An 18,506-nucleotide genomic window follows, 5' to 3' on the forward strand; every position below is an offset into this window, starting at 1 on the left:
TCGTCGTACTCTTCCTCATCCTCAGCTTCTTCCTCCTCGTCGTCGTACTCTTCCTCGTCTCCAGCATCTTCTTCCTCGTCGTACTCTTCTTCGTCTTCGGTTTCTTCTTCCTCCTCGTCGTACTCTTCTTCGTCCTCAGCATCTTCTTCCTCCTCGTCGTACTCTTCCTCGTCTTCAGCATCTTCTTCCTCTTCGTCGTATTCTTCTTCGTCTAGTTCGCTTTCAATGTATTCTAGTTCTTCGTATTCGTCGCAGCCCATTTCTTCGTATTCATCTACTAGGTCGTCTTCGAAAATGGTCCAAACATCAAAATCTTCATAATCATCAGCTGAATATACAGGAAGATTTGCTGCATTTGCCGCACCGCTTTTGGCAATTATAGATTTTTTGTCATTGACCCAGGTATCCTCAAAGTCTGGAATAGGATTAGTACGCTTGATTATCCAACTATCCCCCAAGTTGAATTTTTCGTTGATGACATACTGATAGGGCATGTAGCAGTATCCTTTATCGCCCCATTCTTCACCCCAAGAATTACGCACAATAAACATTTCATCTGCTTCAGAATAACCCACACAAAGCATCGCATGAAGCCCGTGTGCTGCACGAGAAGCTTCATCTGGCGAGGGCATAGGAACGACACCCCCATATTTTTGGCAGTTGTCAAATCCTTCAAAAAGCGCAATTCCAAAAATTATTGGATATCCTTCGGCCAATGCTTGTTTCCATGATTTTAGGTCAGTTGGTACATATTTAGATTTCTGAACCTTAAAATAACTCGCCTCATCATAACTAGCACTATTGGGTTTGTTATTTACTTTTTTCAATTCATAAGGCCAGATATCTTCTGTACATGCTCCTAATTTATGTAGACTCTCTACTGCATATTGGATATGACTACCTTCATCTTTGATAACATTACTAGCTCGAAGTCTTGCGTTATAGTACACAAACAAACGACTTACCTCGAATTGACGATTTTTTAGGTGACGTTTGGCCAGGTATTCATAAGCACCAGCGGTAGCGTTGGCAGTACAACTACTTAAGGATTTTTGATTTTCGACCTTAGTCATGTATTTGCGGAGGTCTACTTTGGGTGGTAGTTTTTGCTTTGAGCGCTTGGAAGGTTTGAATTCTTCTGCATTTGGACTTGCAGCCAAGTAACGGTAACCACCGTTGTTACTTAGGTTATTTGCCATAGTGGTAAAGTTTATTGGTTGGAAAGATTTAGTTTGGATAATTAGTTTTCTAAAAGCAAGAGTAATCCCGTCTTTATGGGAAAACAAGAGGGAGAATTTTGTTATTTTATACCTTTATATTCCAAGACAGAGCCGTTGAAAATATACATGATATTGCGTTTAGTTACTTTACCATTTTCGTTAACGACTGGAATCAGAAGCATATCTTGTTTATCATTAAAGGTAATTAATTGGAGGGGGCGTTCGGGTCGGTCAGCAACTGTGAAAAAATCAAAATCTACATCAATTCTGCTGAGTAACTGTGTTTTTGTTTTGAAAATAGGAGCAAGTACCAGCTTCCCATTGTTAATGACGTAGGCTATCACTGATTGACGGGAGTCTCGATTCGAAAAAATCGAATTTGTGACTACCAGATAGTGATTTTTATTTTGGATATTAATGGTATACATTTTAGATGAAAACTCACCACTTGAACCTTCGGCGGAGGATTTTGATTGTTTTAATGAAACTTTTGATCCATCTTTCCACTGATAGATTTCATCAAAGAAATGCATAGAGCCTCCTTGGAAAGTATCCCAAGCATAATGACGTAAATTGCCGTCGGATGATGTAGTGAGGTAAAATGAGTTGTTTTTTAATTTATTAAACGGAAAGTCAATCGTAGTGGGATTGGCAGAAAGAAAGGCTTTAAAATCTATTCCGAATTGCGCTGCATCTCCCGAACCATTGCTGAGAGTGGTATATCGTTTAACAAATTTATTCTCCTGCGTGTATAAATCCTTACTTTGAGCAAAGGAAGATAAAACACCTAAAATGAAATAACTAAATATACAAAAAGTAGTCCTTTTGTTAGTTTTCATAAATAGCAAGCTGTGTGTAAAGAGAAATATAGTTATGTGTTATTTTGCAATATAGTAAGATATTTTTGTTTTTTTTAAATATGGTAAGGTATTGTATTAGAGGAAGAAAAATCCTGATGCGTGAGAAATACGTAGGATAGCCGAAACTCCCGTGTTAGATTTCTACTATTCCGACTCGCTGATTTTCGGGTAGGTGCAATCAATCTTACCTTTGGAAGGGAACTATCAATTTTGTAAATTCTACTAATTAGCCAATACCAAACATTCTACCCTTCTATTTTTTGATTTATTTTCTTCGGTATCATTCGGCGACACAGGTTTGGTTTGTCCATAACCCACAAATTTTAACCTTTTGGCATCTATGCCTTTTCCAACTAAATAATTGTTGATTACCCTTGCTCTATTTTCTGAGAGCAACTGGTTCAGTTTTGCATTTCCCACATTATCGGTATGCCCTGCGATTTCGATACGGAGCTTCGGATTTGTTTCTAAGGCTCTGTAAAGTTCTTCGAGTTGAGGGTACGAATCACTCCTAAGAATAAAGCTACTTTGGTCAAAATAGATTTTATCTAATTTTACGACATCATTTACTTTGGCATTTTCAAAAAGCGGTTTTCGTTTTTCCATCGTTACCGTATGTTGATAAATAGGGCAGGTATCGCAAGAAGCTACCAGAATTTCGGTGTAGGAATAGTAGCCGTCAACTTTACTTTTAACTTCTACCGTATCGGATTCGTAAAGCAAAAACATAAAAGGACTCAAAAACGGCTCATTTTTGGCCTGATAGGTCTTGTTTGCTTTGTAAAGTTTAATGTCTAGTTCAACAGGTAATTCTTCTTTTGTATGTTCGTCGATAGCTTTAACAAAAAATTGAGTAACTACTTTTTTACTTTTTGGCGTTTGTGCCAATATCGAATTGCCTGTAAAGAGCAAAATGGTAAGGATAAGAATTTGCTTTATCGTCATGATATAGGTAAGGGTTTGGGCAAACAAATAAAGGTTTTGACAACTCTAAAGTATTAGTTTTAGTCTCTAACCACAAAAATCTTTCCATTTTCTTAAAAAATATTAGATTGAAATTTTGGAAATTCTATTTTAATCTTAAACTTTGTAATTCAAAGTACTTTTTAGAATAAGATATGAATCAACATTTAGAAGACATTGCAGAAATCAGAGCCATGATGGAGCGTTCCACTAGATTTTTATCATTGAGTGGACTTAGTGGCGTTTTTGCAGGAACCTTTGGTTTAATAGCCTCTGGTTTGGCCTATTTTCGGATTGCAAGAGATTATAACTATAGTGGAAGCTATAATCGTTTGCTTGAGAATCAAGCCTTGTTAGAGGACTTAGTAAAAATTGGTATATCTGCCTTGATTTTAACATTGGTTGCCGCTTTTGTGCTAACCTATAGAAGAGTTAAGAAAAATAATCAGACACTTTGGAATACCGCTTCGAAGAGATTATTAGCCAACCTGATGTTACCGCTTGTTGCAGGAGGACTATTTTGCCTCATTTTATTGCAGCATGCCCCACATTTGATAGATTCAGCCACCTTATTATTTTACGGATTAGCTTTAATTAATGCTTCTAAGTACACCTACAATGATATTCGATACTTAGGAGTTGCCGAGGTAGTTTTGGGAATCATTTCTGGTTTTATGAATGATTATTACATAGGATTGTTCTTTTGGGCTTTTGGATTTGGAGTTTTACATATTTTGTATGGAATTTTACTCTATCGTAAGTACGAAAATTAGGATAGAAGGATAGAATGAAGAACTTTATAACACAGTTAAATAAAGCTTTTGAAAGTCGGATTCGGTTGGGGATAATGTCAATTTTGATGGTAAACGACTGGGTTGATTTTGGCGAGCTAAAAGAAACTTTGGCACTAACAGATGGGAACTTGGCTTCACATATTGCTGCTTTAGAAAAAGAGCAGTTTATCCTAGTACGTAAAAGTTTTATCGGAAAAAAACCAAATACAGCTTTTCAAGTAACGCAGGAGGGGAGAGAGGCATTTCAAAGCCATTTGGCTGCCTTAGAGGAATTAGTAAAAGGAATGAAGTAAGCGTGGAGTTTTGAGTTAAGTAAAAAAGTTATCAGTTAATAGGGAGTCGATTGTTTTATATTGCTCATAGTCAGATAATTAACTTGTGGTGAAGCATGTCGGTATTATTAATTTTTGTGCTTTAGGCTTTCGGGATGGGCGTTGGAAAATATCATTTCTTTCTTTATAATAAATATTTTAAAACTCTTTGCCTAATACCTGTTGCTTCGTACCTAGGGATATAACTTGAATTTTATTTTGTATTAGGTAATCATGCAGAATAAGCATTAATTTATGTGTTTTGGGACAAGGCAACATGCACAAGGCAAAGAGTGTTAAAATGTTGTTTAGTCACGATAGATATGTTTTGCCTAATGCCCAAAGCTGAAAGCCGAAGGCTCAAAAATTAAAAATTATTTTGCGTTAGTACTTATTACTTATTTAAATCAATTTCTTATGGACAAAAATCGTTTCTTTGAGCTGACTCCAGATAGGAGAATGGCTTTAATTTTGGGAGGAGCCTTATCGCTTTTACTGATACCTCTCATCGCGATGCAGTTTACCAACGAAGTTCAATGGTCGATATTTGACTTTATTGTGGCAGGTATTCTACTTTGTGGTACAGGCGCTACGCTTGAGCTTTTATTGAGAAAGTTTCGAACCTTTAAGGCAAGATTTATTGCTGGAGCTGTTCTATTTATCATCTTTTTCTTGATTTGGGCAGAATTGGCAGTCGGTATTTTTGGAACTCCTTTTGCTGGAAACTAACACAGCCTTTTCATATTCTACTTATTTTGGTAATATATCAATGCTGAATTATGAATTGTGAATGTCAATTTTTCATTCTCAATATTTTCCATTTTTAATTATTAGACTTTCGGCAGTCAGATATGTGTACTTTGCTAAAATGTTTCTATGGATTAAGGATGAGTAAATGATAAATTTTAATCCTTGTAACAGAGCTTCTTTTAGCTAAAAGTATCGCTTGTAAATTAATAAATTTCACCTAATGCCTTTAGCATATAGCCTAAAGCATATAGCCTAAAGCATAAAATACAATTTAGTTCTCATGAATAGACACTTGATTTTTGCTCGATTTTATTCCCTTTTTCAAGGACTGAGCAAGCCTAGTATCTAGTTTTTACACTATCTATTTTTTTATTTATAAACTTTGTAATTCAAAGTACTTTTAATTTATGTTTAAAAAATTATTCATTTCAAAACGCAAGGAGAGAGTTATTCTCTCCTTGATGTTCATGTCTGGCTTTGCTGTCTTACTTTTTGCTACTCGAGTTGTAGTATATTCGGACTTATATATGTGGGGTATCAATTGGAATTTGTTCTTGGCTTGGATACCACTTTTTTGTGTGATTTGGTTGCAGCGACAGTCGGACGAAGGGAAGGTTTCCATGACTAAATTGGTCATTACTAGTTTGGTTTGGCTGGCATTTTTCCCAAACTCTCCCTATATCATAACCGATTTTGTACATCTTTTTCCGCAATATGATTCTGGTTTGTATTGGCACGAACAGTTAACTTTCTTCGGATATGCTATGTCGGCTTTATTGGCCGGAATGATTTCTATGTATTGGATAAAGCAGTTGTGGGCAAAACATACCTCTGAGAGACTCAGTTGGTTGGCCCTTGTCATTTCAATCGCTTTGTCGGGCTATGGGATTTATTTAGGAAGAATTGAAAGATGGAATTCTTGGGATATCGTTGCACAACCCTTCTCACTTGTGGAGTATGTATTACGATCGATGACTTATCGAATTACGTGGATGTTTGTAGTGGAATATGGCCTTTTTGTAGCTTTTTGTTATGTTATGATATGGAGCTTGGCAGGCGAGGAGGAGGAGTTATAATGCTGAATGTTGAGTTTTTAGTGTGGAATTGAGTGATTATGTTAAAACATGAGTCGTCCCGAATTTTAAGATTGGGATTATTCTCCAAGTTTTCATCAAAAAGCAGTCGGAAAATATTTCCCGACCGCTTTTTGATGCTACAATGCTAGATTTTACTAGTAAAATTCATCAGATTACTGAACAAAACGAGAATGGGAGATTCAGATGTTTGGACTTTGTTACTGATTTTTTTTAAACAGTTTTAAACTGTTTAAAAAAGTAAGTCCAAGACTAAGTCTTGAACTAGGAACTTCAATTTTGTCCAATAATCAGAAATACCTATTAAAAATAATCACTAAATCGCTCAATCACTCAGTCACTCAATTAGAGATGACTCATTTTTTCAACACTTAATTTTTCAAAACTCAGCACTCAAAACTCAAAACTCCGCACTTAATTATCTTCCCATCCAGCCGCCGTCTACAATAAGCGTGCTCCCGTGTACATACGACGACGCTTGAGAAGCTAAGAATAAAGTAGCGCCTTTGAAGTCATCTGGAGTACCCCAACGGTTGGCAGGGATACGGCTCAATATAGAGGCCGAACGTTCTGGGTCGTTGCGAAGCGCTTCGGTATTGTCGGTGGCGATATATCCTGGCACGATTGCATTTACATTTACGCCCTTGCTTGCCCATTCGTTAGCGAATGCTTTGGTCAAGCTACCAATGGCACCTTTACTAGCTGCATATCCTGGCACGTTGATACCACCTTGGAAAGTCAACAATGAAGCAGTAAAAATTACTTTTCCACTACCACGCTCAATCATAGATTTACCGATTTCGCGTGTGATAACAAACTGCGAATTGAGGTTAATTTCCATGATTTCATCCCAATATTCGTCTGGGTGTTCTGCCGCTGGTTTGCGTAAAATAGAACCTGCATTATTTACCAAAATATCAATGACAGGAAAATCTGATTTTACTTGTTCGATAAAACTGTATAAAGAATCACGCTTGCCAAAATCAGCTTGGTAGGCTTTGAAATTACGTCCCAAAGCTAGTACTTCTTTTTCTACTTGGCTACCGCTTAATTCTAAAGATGCCGAAACACCAATAATATCAGCGCCAGCTTCTGCCAAAGCCAAAGCCATTGCTTTACCGATTCCTTTTTTACAGCCTGTCACTAAGGCTACTTTTCCTGTTAAATCAAACATTTGGAGGATACTCATGGTTCTTAAAAAAGTTATATTTTCTTGAAAATATTTTTCGAAACTATATCTCAATTTTTGTAGTCTTAGCGACGGGTTTGAGAGGTTCTTAAGGGAAGTTGTGACAATTATGTAGAACTAACAAACTTTGCTTTGAGATTTTTTAGGATTTTTTTTTGTAAACGTTTTCGGTTTGGCATTTTGTTCGAAATCGGATAAGTGTAAAGTGAATAACCCAACAAAATGCTAATTGTGTGCGATTTTTTGCTTTATTAGAAAAATACAAAAAGCCACCCAGTTGGATGGCTTTTTATTAGGTGTAAACTATTCCTTTTGTACCAATTATATTTTAGTTCTTTATCACCCAAAGATGATGTATTTCCAGAAGGCTATTTCAACACCACCATTCCAAAAGCAGGAATGGTAACTTTTGCTGAGTTGATAGCACCTTTTTTGCCTGAAGTAGTGAATATTGTGGTCTTATATTTTTGTTCTGACAAAGGCAATTGGATATTTTGTGCATTACCTGTAAGGTTATGAATCACCAATAAGTTGCCCGAAGGATGATTTCTGACAAAAGCTAAAATTCCTTCCTGTTTGATAGCACTTTCTTGTAAATTCGGACGAATTACCTGGCGCATCGCGGGTTGACTTTTGCGGAAAGCAATTAGATTTTTGTAAGTATTAAAAACAGAATTTGGGTCTTTGATTTGTTCAGAAAGAGGCTTTACTGTTTTTTCAGTGGTAAAAACAGGTTTCATCCATTTGGTACGAGCCTTGTCATTAGCCTCTTTTTCCCAAAGGAATGGCTCACGAATATTTTCATCAGGTTTTTTGCCCAACATCCCTAGTTCTTCGCCATAATAAATGTATGGCTGTCCTGGTAAGGAAAGAAGCAATTGGGCCGCTACTTTCATTTTGTTGACATCGTCGTTCATTACTGTACCGATTCGGTCTTGGTCATGGTTGTCGATGATAGTTGCGTCGATGAAATCAGGATTTTGAGAGCCAAATGCTTTGTAGTCAGCCAAGATTTTTTGAATCAAATTATCATCTTTTCCATCTTTGACTACTTTTTGTATGGCAAAACCTTCGTCGATATGAAAATTAGCAGGCAAGCCCTTGAAATACGGGGCAACCTTATCAGCTGAAGTCCAAACTTCACCCACGATATAGACATCAGGTTTTACGGCAGTCATTTCTTTGCGAAATTCTTGCCAGAAAGCATGACATTTTTCGGCCTCCCAATCAGGATAAATATGTTTGGCTGCATCGAGGCGGAAGCCGTCTATTCCCACTTCTTTTAACCAAAACTTTGCTGCCTCGTAAACTTCTCTACGAACTTTAGGATTATCATAATTCAAATCGGGCATACCACCCCAAAACAATGCGTAGTACTTTTCGGTATCTCCTTGATTAGCAAAGTGCCAAGGAGTAACTTCCCAAGAACCGCCCGCTTGCTCGCGTGTAGCAATACCCAAAGAATCAATCATTTTTGGGGTCATCCATACATAATAGTCACGATAAGGGTTTGATTTTCCTTTTTTTGCTTCCAAAAACCATGGATGTTTATCGCTGGTATGATTGATAACAAAGTCTTTGATAATCTTGATTTTACGTTTATGCGCCTCGGCAATGAGTTTTTTGTAGTCGTCAATCGTACCAAATTCGGGGTCAATAGATTTGTAATCGACTACGTCGTATTTATGGTAAGAAGGAGATTTGCTTACGGGAGTCAACCAGAGCGCATCTACACCCAGTGATTTGAGGTAATCCAATTTGGAAGTAATCCCGTTGATGTCACCGATGCCATCACCATTGGAGTCTGCAAATGAGCGAACAAAAATCTCATAACATACCTCTGGCGTTTTGGTTTGGGCAAAAGACTGTAAGGTATTGAGCAAAATTGCGCCCAATAGGAATATCTTTTTCATGAAGGATAAAGGGATTTTTGATGAGAAATTAGAGCTTTTTAAATGAGTTTGTAATTATTATAGATTTTGATTTTGGAAAAATAGAAGAAAATCTATTTCTCCAAAATCAAAAATCTACAATAGTTTATATGGCTCTAACAAAGCGTAAAGATGGATTTTATCTTTTCGTCAACGTATATTTTGGTTTGCTAGCATTGGACAAATCTAGGACGATTTGATATTTACCTGCCGTTACTTTGATGTTAGCACCGCCAGCTTCCAAATTTCCATCAGCACCATCATCGCCGTAGTTTACAGCCCATGCATCGTTGTAACGGAACTTGATTTCGCCTGTTCCAAGTGTTACGTTATCGATTACGAACACATTTTCTGTTACAAAATCAGGACGGAATTTTACGTCTGGACCATTCCAAGCGTTTGGCGTTGCATCACCTACAATACCCCAAGGTTTAGTAGCTTCAACCGTAAATTTCATTTTCTTGAAGTCGATGGTAATATTGTAATTTCCTTCTGTAACCGCAATATTATCGCCACCAAGCACGAGAGTACCGCCTGAACCACCATAGTTTACGCCCCAATCTTCGTTTTTGCGTATTTTGATTTCACCGGCCTTCAAGAAAGCTGTTGCTTTCCAAGTATCGGTAGTTGGGTCGTAAGTTAGAGGTACATCTGGTGCATTCCAACCGCTAGGCGTGGCGCTTCCTACCAATCCCCAAGCATATTTCTCGATTGTATAGGTCAATGAAGCGGTATTGAAGGTGATTTTGTAGGTACCTGCTGTTACTTTGATGTTTGCACCACCAGCTTCTAGTGTACCATTAGCGCCATCATCGCCATAGTTTACATCCCATTTGTTGTTGCTACGGAATTTGATTTCACCATCTAACAAAGTTACATAAGCAACGATTTCATCCGTTTTGTCAGTTTTGTAGAAAGGCATATCTGGGCCATTCCATCCATTGGTTGTTGCACTGCCAACTACGCCCCAGATGGTAGATAAATCAAGCTTATCCAAATATGGGGTTGCTTTCAAAGAAATTGTTGGCGAAGTGAAGGTTGTTTTTGAAGTATTATCACCTACGTTAGATACCACACGGATATCGATATCTCCAGCAGTACCTGCAACCAAACCCAATTTGATTAAAATAGCATTCAATTCTGAGGTTTTGAATGTTTTAGTCAAGGCTGTATTAGTGGTGATTGATACAGGAGCAACGAATGTTCCTCCTTTTTTATCAATTAAAATAGTGTATGAGGCAGCTGCCGAAAATCCATAGTCTGGTTTTGGCCATGATAGCGTTACTGCATCTTTGTCAGCATTATCTTTGGTTAGCACCACCGTGTTTGCTGAAAGTTGAATCGACGGTACGGCGTTCGTATTCAAGATGGCTTTTTCTTCTTCTTTTTCACAAGAGGTGAAAACAAATAGCGAAGCCATAACGATTAAAGAAGTACTAAATATCTTTTTCATTTCTGAGTCCAATTATGTTAAAGTTGACTATTATCAGGATAATAAAAGGAAGTTATTGGTTAAAAGTATATCGGTTATCGGAATGCACTCATTATCAGAAGTATATTATTAGACATTAAGCAAAAAAACTTTTTAGAATTTATAGGAAATATTTTGCCGAATGCCAATAGCTGAAAGCCGAATGCCAAATTTTGAATTATGTTTATTCCTTTAATCTTTCCTCTTACTTCATTATGAAGCTTTGATATTTTTGAGTGTGGAGCCTTGAACATATCAAAAACTCAAAACTCCACACTCAAAATTCTTCACTCCTTAGTATCCTGTATTTTGCTTCAAGTTTGGATTAGCGGTAAGGTCTGTAGATGGAATTGGATAAACTTTCAAGAAATCACTTACTGATTTACCATCTTTTACACCACCTTTCCAAGGCCATACATACGAAGCCGACGTATATTTGTTGAAACGAATCAAGTCGGTACGACGAGAACCTTCCCAGTATAATTCACGAGCACGCTCATCCAAGACAAAGTCAGCAGTTAATTGAGCTGCAGAAATATTTCCGCTGGTATTTCCGTAAGCACGAGTACGAAGCGCATTGATGTATTGTAAAGCCAATGTACGATCGCCAGCACCACGAGCTGCCGCCTCCGCATAAATCAAATAAGCATCTGCCAAGCGAAACATTGGGTAATCGGTGTCGGGATGTACAATATCAGAACCTTGCGCACCTGTTGAAGAAATATTTTTCCATTTTGTAATAGCATACCCATTTGAGAATTGAGTTAAATCTTCAATTTCCAATTTTTGTCCGTCTGTATAAAACATCGCACGACTATCAGTTTTGCCAGATGGGTCAGCAAATAGACTTACAAAGGCTTTTGTGGTACGCAAACCACCCCAGCCACCATCGATACCAAACGATGATGCCGACATAGAACCACCAACAGGAGCATGAACTAGGAATGTCATACCACCCCAAGTTTTTGTATGAACCCCATCAAATGCTACAGGGAAGATGATTTCTTTGGAATTGTTGTTGTCAGTTCTGAAAAGATTTGTGTATTTCGACTCTAGCGTATAACCTGCATCGATTACTTTTTTCGCATAAGTCGCAGCATCTGCATATTTTGCTCCAACGCCAGCAGCTTCGGCATTCAAATACAATTTGGCTAATAGCATCCAAACAGCAGCTTTGTCGGCACGAGCATACTCATTTTTACGAGCATCCATCATATCAGGTTCAATAGCCTTCAATTCTGTTTCGATATAAGTAAACAAAGCAGAAGCGTTGGTTTGCTTTGGCAATGTAGAGCCAATGGCATCAGCTTCTGTTACAAAAGGAACATTTCCTCCAAACATATCCAAGGCATGCCAGTAGCTCAGAGCACGCAAGAAACGAGCCTCTGTACGAAGGTATTTTACTTCAGTTAAGTTAGTTCCTGTAACACCACGGCTACTTAATTTGGCATCGCTTGCTTCGCGGATATATTCGTTACACGCAGCAATTTGGTAGAAAATACGGTTGTACAAACCTCTTACGAATGGGTTGTTTGAAGACCATTGCATGGTATTCATTTCTGGCAAACCTGCATCACCCCAAGCAATTACAGCTTCGTCGGTTGGAAGTTCCTGTAATTGCCAGTACTGACGCAAGTAGCTAGAGAAACCTTCGTCGATACCACCCAAATCAGGCTTTCCAGCTGGTCCCTCTTGACCTGTGAGTGCCAATCCTGCGTATAATTTTGCAGCGGCTTGTTTGTAGGCTGCTGGGTCGTTGTACACAGTAGCCGATGTTACTTCAATAAAAGGAGTTCTGTCGAGATCACCCGTACATGAGTTAAGCAATAAACTAGCTGCTAACCCTCCGAATAATGCTATATTTTTGAAAAATCTTGTTTTCATTTCTTTGTATTCTTAAATAATACTTGAATAGGAAATTTAAGTTGTTGTGATCGCCCTTAGATTGAAAGGATTAAAAACCGATATTCAAACCTAATGAGTAAGTACGTGGCACTGGATACACGTTGTTGTCGATACCTCCTGCAACTTCTGGGTTCAAGCCTGTGTATTTGGTAATTGTAAATACGTTTTGTGCTGTGGCATTCAAGCGCATATTTACTTTATTACCCAAGAATTTCTTGAAGGTATAGCCCAAAGTAATGTTTTCCATTCTCAAGAATGAAGCATTTTCCATGTAGTAATCTGAGAAAAATTGGTTTTTCGCAAATTGAGAATCGAATACACTTGGCGAAAGGTTGGCGATATATCCGTTAGAGCCTTGAAAGTTGATATAGGCTCCGTTCGAAGATTTTACGTTGTTGTACACGTAATTACCAATGTTACCTCTCAACACAAAACCAAAGCTCCAGTTGTCATATGTCATCTGAGAGTTGAACCCTAAGAATACTTTTGGCGCTGGGTTTTTGTAACGATATTGGTCATCAACGTTGATAATTCCGTCACCGTTTCTATCAACATAAACTCCTTCGATAGGCTTACCGTTTGCATCATAAGCTTGTTGTAATACGTAGAATGAATAAGCAGGATAACCAACTGAATGGATTTGGATAGTACTACCTACACCACCTGCAATACCGCCAACTAGCACGCCTTGGTAAGAAGGGTCATTGTTGTTGGTCAATTTGGTGATTTTGTTAACATTGTATGTAGCGTTGAAAGCCACATTCCAGTCAAATTTATCGGTATGAATTGGGTTGTAGTTCAAGGCTAATTCAACCCCTTGGTTTTCCATTGAACCAACGTTTGTCAACAATTGGTTTGTCAAGTTTGTACCTACTGCTACAGGAATTACGTTCAACAAGTTGGTTGTATTTTTGTAGTAATAGTCAATGCTACCCGATAGTCTTGCTTTTTTGAAAGCAAAGTCAATACCTGCATTAGAGGTTGCTGTTTGTTCCCATTTGATATTTGCGTCATAACCTTCTGCACGTAATGTTGTATAGAAAGTATTACCTAATTGGTACTGAGCATTGTCTAATGAAGCTGTATATCTTGGCAAATACGCATAGTTTTGACCAATATCCTGCTGACCAGTAATACCATAACCCACACGAAGTTTCAATTCAGAAATGGTATTAGAGTTTTTCAAGAAAGACATTTCATTCAATTTCCAAGCAAATGCAGCTGATGGGAAGGTACCCCAACGATTGTCTGGGCTAAATCTCGAAGAACCGTCTCTACGAACAGTAAAAGTCAATAAATACGCCTCATCAAAAGTGTAGTTCATACGACCGAAGAATGATACCAAGGTATTTTGTGTTTGATATGGGCTGTTAGTATAAGTCGTTGAGCCTTCCGCGTTGGTTCTGATATTAGTACTTTCAGTCATGAAATCTTGATATTCGTAACCAGCCATTACATCAATTCTACTTTTGATTTCTTTTAATTCTTTGGCATAGTTCAAATAAAAGTCAAACAATTTGTTGGTCTTATTTTGAGTATAAACCGTTTTCTCACCTGCTGTGCTAAAGCTAGCCGCCGCTGTTGCAGGAACAAATCTTGTTCCGTCACTTTTACTCACATCATAACCTGCGTTTACATTGGCACGCAATTCTGGCAAGAAATGGAATTTGTAATCCAACTGAATATTACCAATACTACGTTGTACAGTACTTTTATCGCTAGTTTGGTTCAATAAACCCACTGGGTTGCGTGGTGCAATCGTATTAGGTTTTCCGTCTGAGTTCAGCCATTCCCAATAGCCACCGTAGTTGTTATTGCCTGAATATACAGGTTGAGTTGGGTCAAAAGCGATCGCCGCACCAATAGCACCTGTGTTAGCAAAAGTATTGTCAACGTTCGAGCCTTTCAAGTTGATATCAATTTTCAAGTGGTTGTTCAAAAGGGTAGGAGAGAGACCAATAGAGGCAGAAGTACGACCCATATTAGAAGTTTTCAAGATACCATCTTGGTTGGTATAACCTACCGATACACGGAAAGGAACACTTTTCAAAGAACCCGAAACGCTTAAGTTATTATCGGTACTTAAGGCATTACGGTAAATTTGTTCTTGCCAGTTGGTATTAGCTTGACCCAAAACAGCGATTTGAGCAGCCGTACCTTTTTCATTAATCATAGTACGGAATTGGTCAGCCGAAAGCACTTTTGTAAAACCTGTGCTTTGCGCCAATGAAGCTTGCGAACTGAAATTTACCTTCAAGCCACCGTTTTTACTTCCTTTTTTAGTGGTAATCAAAATAACCCCGTTTGAAGCACGTGAACCATAAATTGCGGTGGCCGAAGCATCTTTCAAAATGTTCATCGACTCAATGTCGTTCGGGTTAATCAAACTCAAGGCACTTGGCGCACCAGAAATACCTGAGTTGTCCAAAGGCACGCCGTCAATTACGATAAGTGGGTCGTTGTTGGCATTCAAAGAGGCACCTCCACGAATACGGATTGTACTACCAGCACCTGGCGCACCACCGTTTGAGGTGATTTGAACCCCTGCTACTTTACCTACAACCAATTGGTCTGGCGAAGCAATGTTACCTTTGTTAAAATCTTCTGAGTTAATGGCCGCAACCGAACCAGTCAAGTCTTTTTTCTTTTGCGAACCATAACCAATTACCACAACCTCTCCCAATGTTTTTACATCATCGTCAAGGTTCACGTCGATTACAGTCTGGCTACCTACTGTTACTTCTTTTGTTGCTTTTCCGATGAAACTAAATACCAATACCGTGTTATCAGCGACATTGATTTGGTATTTACCATCACCTGTTGTTTGAGTACCTTTTGTCTGGCCTTTTACTTGAACAGTTACTCCCGGCAGGGGCGAACCATCTTTGGCATCTTTTACAGTACCCGTCACCTTGTTTTGAGCAAAAGCTGCTACGCTCACCCAGCTAAACATCATCAATAGCCAGAGTTTCTTACCGAAAGAAAATCTAGCTTCCGAACGAGAATTTTTTAATTCTTCTCCGTAGTTCTGTTGAAACATAAAATTGAAATTGGTTAATGGATTATTGGTTTAAAAAAGGTAATCAAGGAGCTATCAGCGGCAGTACTTTTGCCGACTCCATCATTACAGAAAAATATAATTGGATTGAATTTGGAGAGTCTCAAAAGCTTTTTAAAGGAGCTGGTTTTGAGATTTCACCTTATAAATTGAAAGTTTTTCATTCGGGATAGGGAATGAAAATGTATGAAAAAATGAAGTGTAATTCGAAAAAGTAATTGCCCAAAAAGATGTTGAATCTTTGGGGAACTAGTGTTGAAGAAGTAAATAAGTTTCATATTAATTCATTGGTACATTACTCTCAAAATCGAGAGAAATAGTTTTAGTTTATAAAAATGTAAATTCTCTAAGTGTGAGAAATTTTCAAATATTTTCTTACAAAAGTACTATGCTTTCACTGCTCAAGTCGTCCCACTTTATGTATTTTGTACTTTTCGAAGATTTATTTTAAAATAAAAGTCAACTTGTTGTTTTTCAATCTTTTATATGACTATTTGGGTAGTCCACTTTATAAAATGGTACTTATTTTTGATAGATTTTTCTCATTTTTAGTTGAAAAAGACTGCAAAGATACGGGATATCTTTATGGATATCCACTTAAACCAAGAAAGTGATGGAATTGTACAAATGGCAATTGAAGAGAATATGGAAATGCTGATAATTGGGCTTTTAACATTCAGCCATGAGCTTTGGGCAAAAGCATATCCTTGATTATTGATAAAGATGTTAAAGCGATTTGCCTAATGCCTATCGCCTTAACCCGAACATATACGTCTAATTTTGTGCAATTAATGGAGACAAACCATCATAATTTTATTCCTCCACACGGGAATCAAAGAAATATTCTCTTGGGCTTTGGGAGGTCATTTTTTTGAAGGCACGGTTAAAAGCGGTTTTCGAATTAAAACCTACATCAAACGCAATGGCCAACATGGTAAATTGTCGGTTTCGTGGGTCTTCAAAACGAATTTTAAACTCCTCGATTCTGTAGGAATTGATAAAGTCAAAAAAGTTTTTTTGATAAGCTTCATTGATTACCTTCGAAAGCAAATGTGGCGTTATTTTCAACATACCCGCCAACTCATTCAAAGTAAGTCCTACATTGGTGTAGGGCTTTTCTGAGTTCATAAACTCATCAATTTTCTCCTTCCAACTAGCAATTAGTTGCTCATGATTGGCATCTTTTTCAATGTCTTGTACAGGAGTTTCTTCTGTTTGAGGTATGATTTCGGGTGAAATTTCTGGTAATTTAGACAATATCGATGGCGTATCATTTGATGCCTTATTCGGCAAAATATTGACCTGAGTAATACTAGTTTTGACGATTTTGAAAATCTCAGGTTGGTGAATGGCAAAATATCCCAAGAAATAGGGAATCGCCGAAAATGCCAGCCAGATAATATCGATACTCTTGTCTGCCAGTAAAACAGTATCCCACTCAAAGAATCGCTGACCAAAAACCAACAAGCCCGTAAAAGCCCATAAAAGAAGGCAAATCGCCTGAAGGATTAATACGGTATGTAAATAATCGGTATTTTGTTCATTGGAGGCTTGATTGGGGTATTGTTTGTTATAGCCCTCGATTGATTTCCAGTTGATAAACCAGTAGAATATATTGACAAACCATGAGATAGTTCCTGCAATAACTGACACCAGATGAAGGTCTTGCTCTTTGTTTAATAGCTTAATCAGTAATTCTTTTGAACTCAGCAACATAAAAGGCATATAAACCAATATTTGCAAGATTGGTAGTACGAAATGTAACCACCATTTTACAGGCATTTGAGGTGTTTTGAAAAGGAGTTTTTGTAAATAAAAATAGAATAAAGGGGCATACAAAAACAAAGCAAAATCAGGAATTAACAACAGGCGACTGTACTGCTCGGCTACTACTCTGTATCCTGTTAAAGTTTTCATAATCAAGACAATAGCTGTAAATGCAATAGAAAGTAATAGCCATTGGTTGGCCTTGCGATTGTAGTCTTGCATAGTTGGAATTGCCACCAATAGCAAAATACATTGAAATGCCGAAAAAAGAATAAGTAAATCGTAAATCGAATAAAAATTGAATGTGCCCGTTAGGTCTTCCCAACCTTTTATATCAACGGGAATTTCTTCCAGTCTAAAGTCACTTTTGCGATACAAAGTGCGGTTTGGACAAGCTTTACCGTTCTCTTGGCCTTCTACTGTTTCCCAATTTCCTCTCGTAAATTTGTATTCTAGTTTTTCCAATTCTGTAGAAACCGTTACCCGATAAGTTCCATCAAACTGCTTTTGAAGTTTGTAACTTTCATTGCCTGGGTCCCAATTATTGAAGTTTCCAGCAATATAAATACTCGCATCTTGAGGCGTATTTTTAGGAAGGCTTTTGATATAAAAACGATAGGTAGGACGAGCTTCCCATCCCTCGATTTGAAGACTCAAAAGTTGTGGATTTTGCTCTTTCAGTCTATCATATACTCGATTTGGGCGGCTATGTCCTTGTGAATCACCTTCTACTTGGGTCCAATACCCTTGGGTGAATTTGTATTCAAAATAAGATGGTGCTTGAGGAAGCTCAATGGCATAAGTGTCGGCGCTAATGGCTTCTAATCTAAAATTAGGGTCGCCAGGAGACCAGTTGTTGAAACTACAAGCAATAAAAATAGGAATATTTCTTGAACGGTCCTGAGCGGGAATATGCACTTCAATTCTGAGTTGCGCATATAGCCAAGGACCTAACAAGAGTAAATATATTGTACTAAAAATAATTTTTTGAAACTTCATAATAATCGGTAATCTAAACAACACACCAAGCAGACTTGCACGAATAGAACAAAATTAGGGATTATTTTAATTCCATTGAGGTGAATAGGGGGCAGATTTTTCTAAAGCCATGCTGGAGGTGTGTTAGAAACCTATCATCAAATTTTACTGAGCTCTATTTTTCGATACCTAATTCGTACACACCAGCAGTGAAA

Annotated in this window: 14 protein-coding genes; 5 read left to right on the plus strand and 9 right to left on the minus strand. The window is 37.8% G+C overall.

The genetic code is table 11. The annotated features are described in order from the left end of the window. The 3 genes from ACOVQ4_RS04810 to ACOVQ4_RS04820 form a co-directional block, all read right to left on the minus strand. Positions 1-1,199: C1 family peptidase (locus ACOVQ4_RS04810; protein WP_421819519.1), on the minus strand; the 1,199-nt coding region annotated here is incomplete at its 3' end. A 101-nt stretch (positions 1,200-1,300) separates the two neighbouring features. After that, complete coding sequence (locus tag ACOVQ4_RS04815) at positions 1,301-2,059, minus strand: hypothetical protein (RefSeq protein WP_421819520.1); 759 nt, start codon at positions 2,057-2,059, stop codon at positions 1,301-1,303. Positions 2,060-2,302: 243 nt separating this feature from the next. After that, positions 2,303-3,025 (minus strand): OmpA family protein, encoded by a 723-nt coding sequence (locus ACOVQ4_RS04820; RefSeq protein ID WP_421819521.1) that lies wholly within the window; start codon positions 3,023-3,025, stop codon positions 2,303-2,305. 173 nt (positions 3,026-3,198) lie between these two features. On the opposite strand from ACOVQ4_RS04820, the gene ACOVQ4_RS04825 reads away from it, so the two are divergent. From ACOVQ4_RS04825 to ACOVQ4_RS04840, 4 genes are all read left to right on the plus strand, one after another. After that, the gene (locus ACOVQ4_RS04825) at positions 3,199-3,816 is read left to right on the plus strand and encodes a hypothetical protein (RefSeq protein ID WP_421819522.1); all 618 of its coding nucleotides are present in this window, start codon (positions 3,199-3,201) and stop codon (positions 3,814-3,816) included. Between the two features lie 14 nt (positions 3,817-3,830). Further along, complete coding sequence (locus tag ACOVQ4_RS04830; protein ID WP_421819523.1) at positions 3,831-4,130, plus strand: winged helix-turn-helix domain-containing protein; 300 nt, start codon at positions 3,831-3,833, stop codon at positions 4,128-4,130. A 435-nt stretch (positions 4,131-4,565) separates the two neighbouring features. Continuing rightward, positions 4,566-4,877 (plus strand): hypothetical protein, encoded by a 312-nt coding sequence (locus tag ACOVQ4_RS04835; RefSeq protein WP_421819524.1) that lies wholly within the window; start codon positions 4,566-4,568, stop codon positions 4,875-4,877. Between the two features lie 428 nt (positions 4,878-5,305). Next, positions 5,306-5,974 carry a DUF1361 domain-containing protein gene (locus tag ACOVQ4_RS04840; protein ID WP_421819525.1) on the plus strand — a complete coding sequence of 223 codons (669 nt, stop codon included), beginning with the start codon at positions 5,306-5,308 and terminating at the stop codon, positions 5,972-5,974. Positions 5,975-6,410: 436 nt separating this feature from the next. On the opposite strand, the gene ACOVQ4_RS04845 is transcribed toward ACOVQ4_RS04840, so the two are convergent. From ACOVQ4_RS04845 to ACOVQ4_RS04865, 5 genes are all read right to left on the minus strand, one after another. Then, positions 6,411-7,175: an SDR family oxidoreductase gene (locus ACOVQ4_RS04845; protein ID WP_421819532.1), complete on the minus strand. Its 765-nt coding sequence runs from the start codon at positions 7,173-7,175 to the stop codon at positions 6,411-6,413. Between the two features lie 374 nt (positions 7,176-7,549). Then, positions 7,550-9,094: an alpha-amylase family glycosyl hydrolase gene (locus ACOVQ4_RS04850; RefSeq protein ID WP_421819526.1), complete on the minus strand. Its 1,545-nt coding sequence runs from the start codon at positions 9,092-9,094 to the stop codon at positions 7,550-7,552. Between the two features lie 157 nt (positions 9,095-9,251). Continuing rightward, positions 9,252-10,565, minus strand: a complete 1,314-nt coding sequence (locus ACOVQ4_RS04855) for a SusE domain-containing protein (protein ID WP_421819527.1) — start codon at positions 10,563-10,565, stop codon at positions 9,252-9,254. A 312-nt stretch (positions 10,566-10,877) separates the two neighbouring features. Further along, positions 10,878-12,467 (minus strand): RagB/SusD family nutrient uptake outer membrane protein, encoded by a 1,590-nt coding sequence (locus ACOVQ4_RS04860; RefSeq protein ID WP_421819528.1) that lies wholly within the window; start codon positions 12,465-12,467, stop codon positions 10,878-10,880. Positions 12,468-12,537: 70 nt separating this feature from the next. Beyond that, on the minus strand, positions 12,538-15,528 hold the full coding sequence (locus ACOVQ4_RS04865) for a SusC/RagA family TonB-linked outer membrane protein (protein ID WP_421819529.1): 2,991 nt from the start codon (positions 15,526-15,528) through the stop codon (positions 12,538-12,540). Positions 15,529-15,545: 17 nt separating this feature from the next. Here ACOVQ4_RS04865 and ACOVQ4_RS04870 point away from each other — a divergent pair, with 17 nt between their 5' ends. Then, positions 15,546-15,719 (plus strand): hypothetical protein, encoded by a 174-nt coding sequence (locus tag ACOVQ4_RS04870; RefSeq protein WP_421819530.1) that lies wholly within the window; start codon positions 15,546-15,548, stop codon positions 15,717-15,719. A gap of 640 nt (positions 15,720-16,359) precedes the next feature. On the opposite strand, the gene ACOVQ4_RS04875 is transcribed toward ACOVQ4_RS04870, so the two are convergent. Next, complete coding sequence (locus tag ACOVQ4_RS04875) at positions 16,360-18,312, minus strand: helix-turn-helix domain-containing protein (protein ID WP_421819531.1); 1,953 nt, start codon at positions 18,310-18,312, stop codon at positions 16,360-16,362. Positions 18,313-18,506 lie beyond the last annotated feature (194 nt).

The organism is Flectobacillus sp. (assembly GCF_049240685.1).
GTDB lineage: Bacteria > Bacteroidota > Bacteroidia > Cytophagales > Spirosomataceae > Flectobacillus.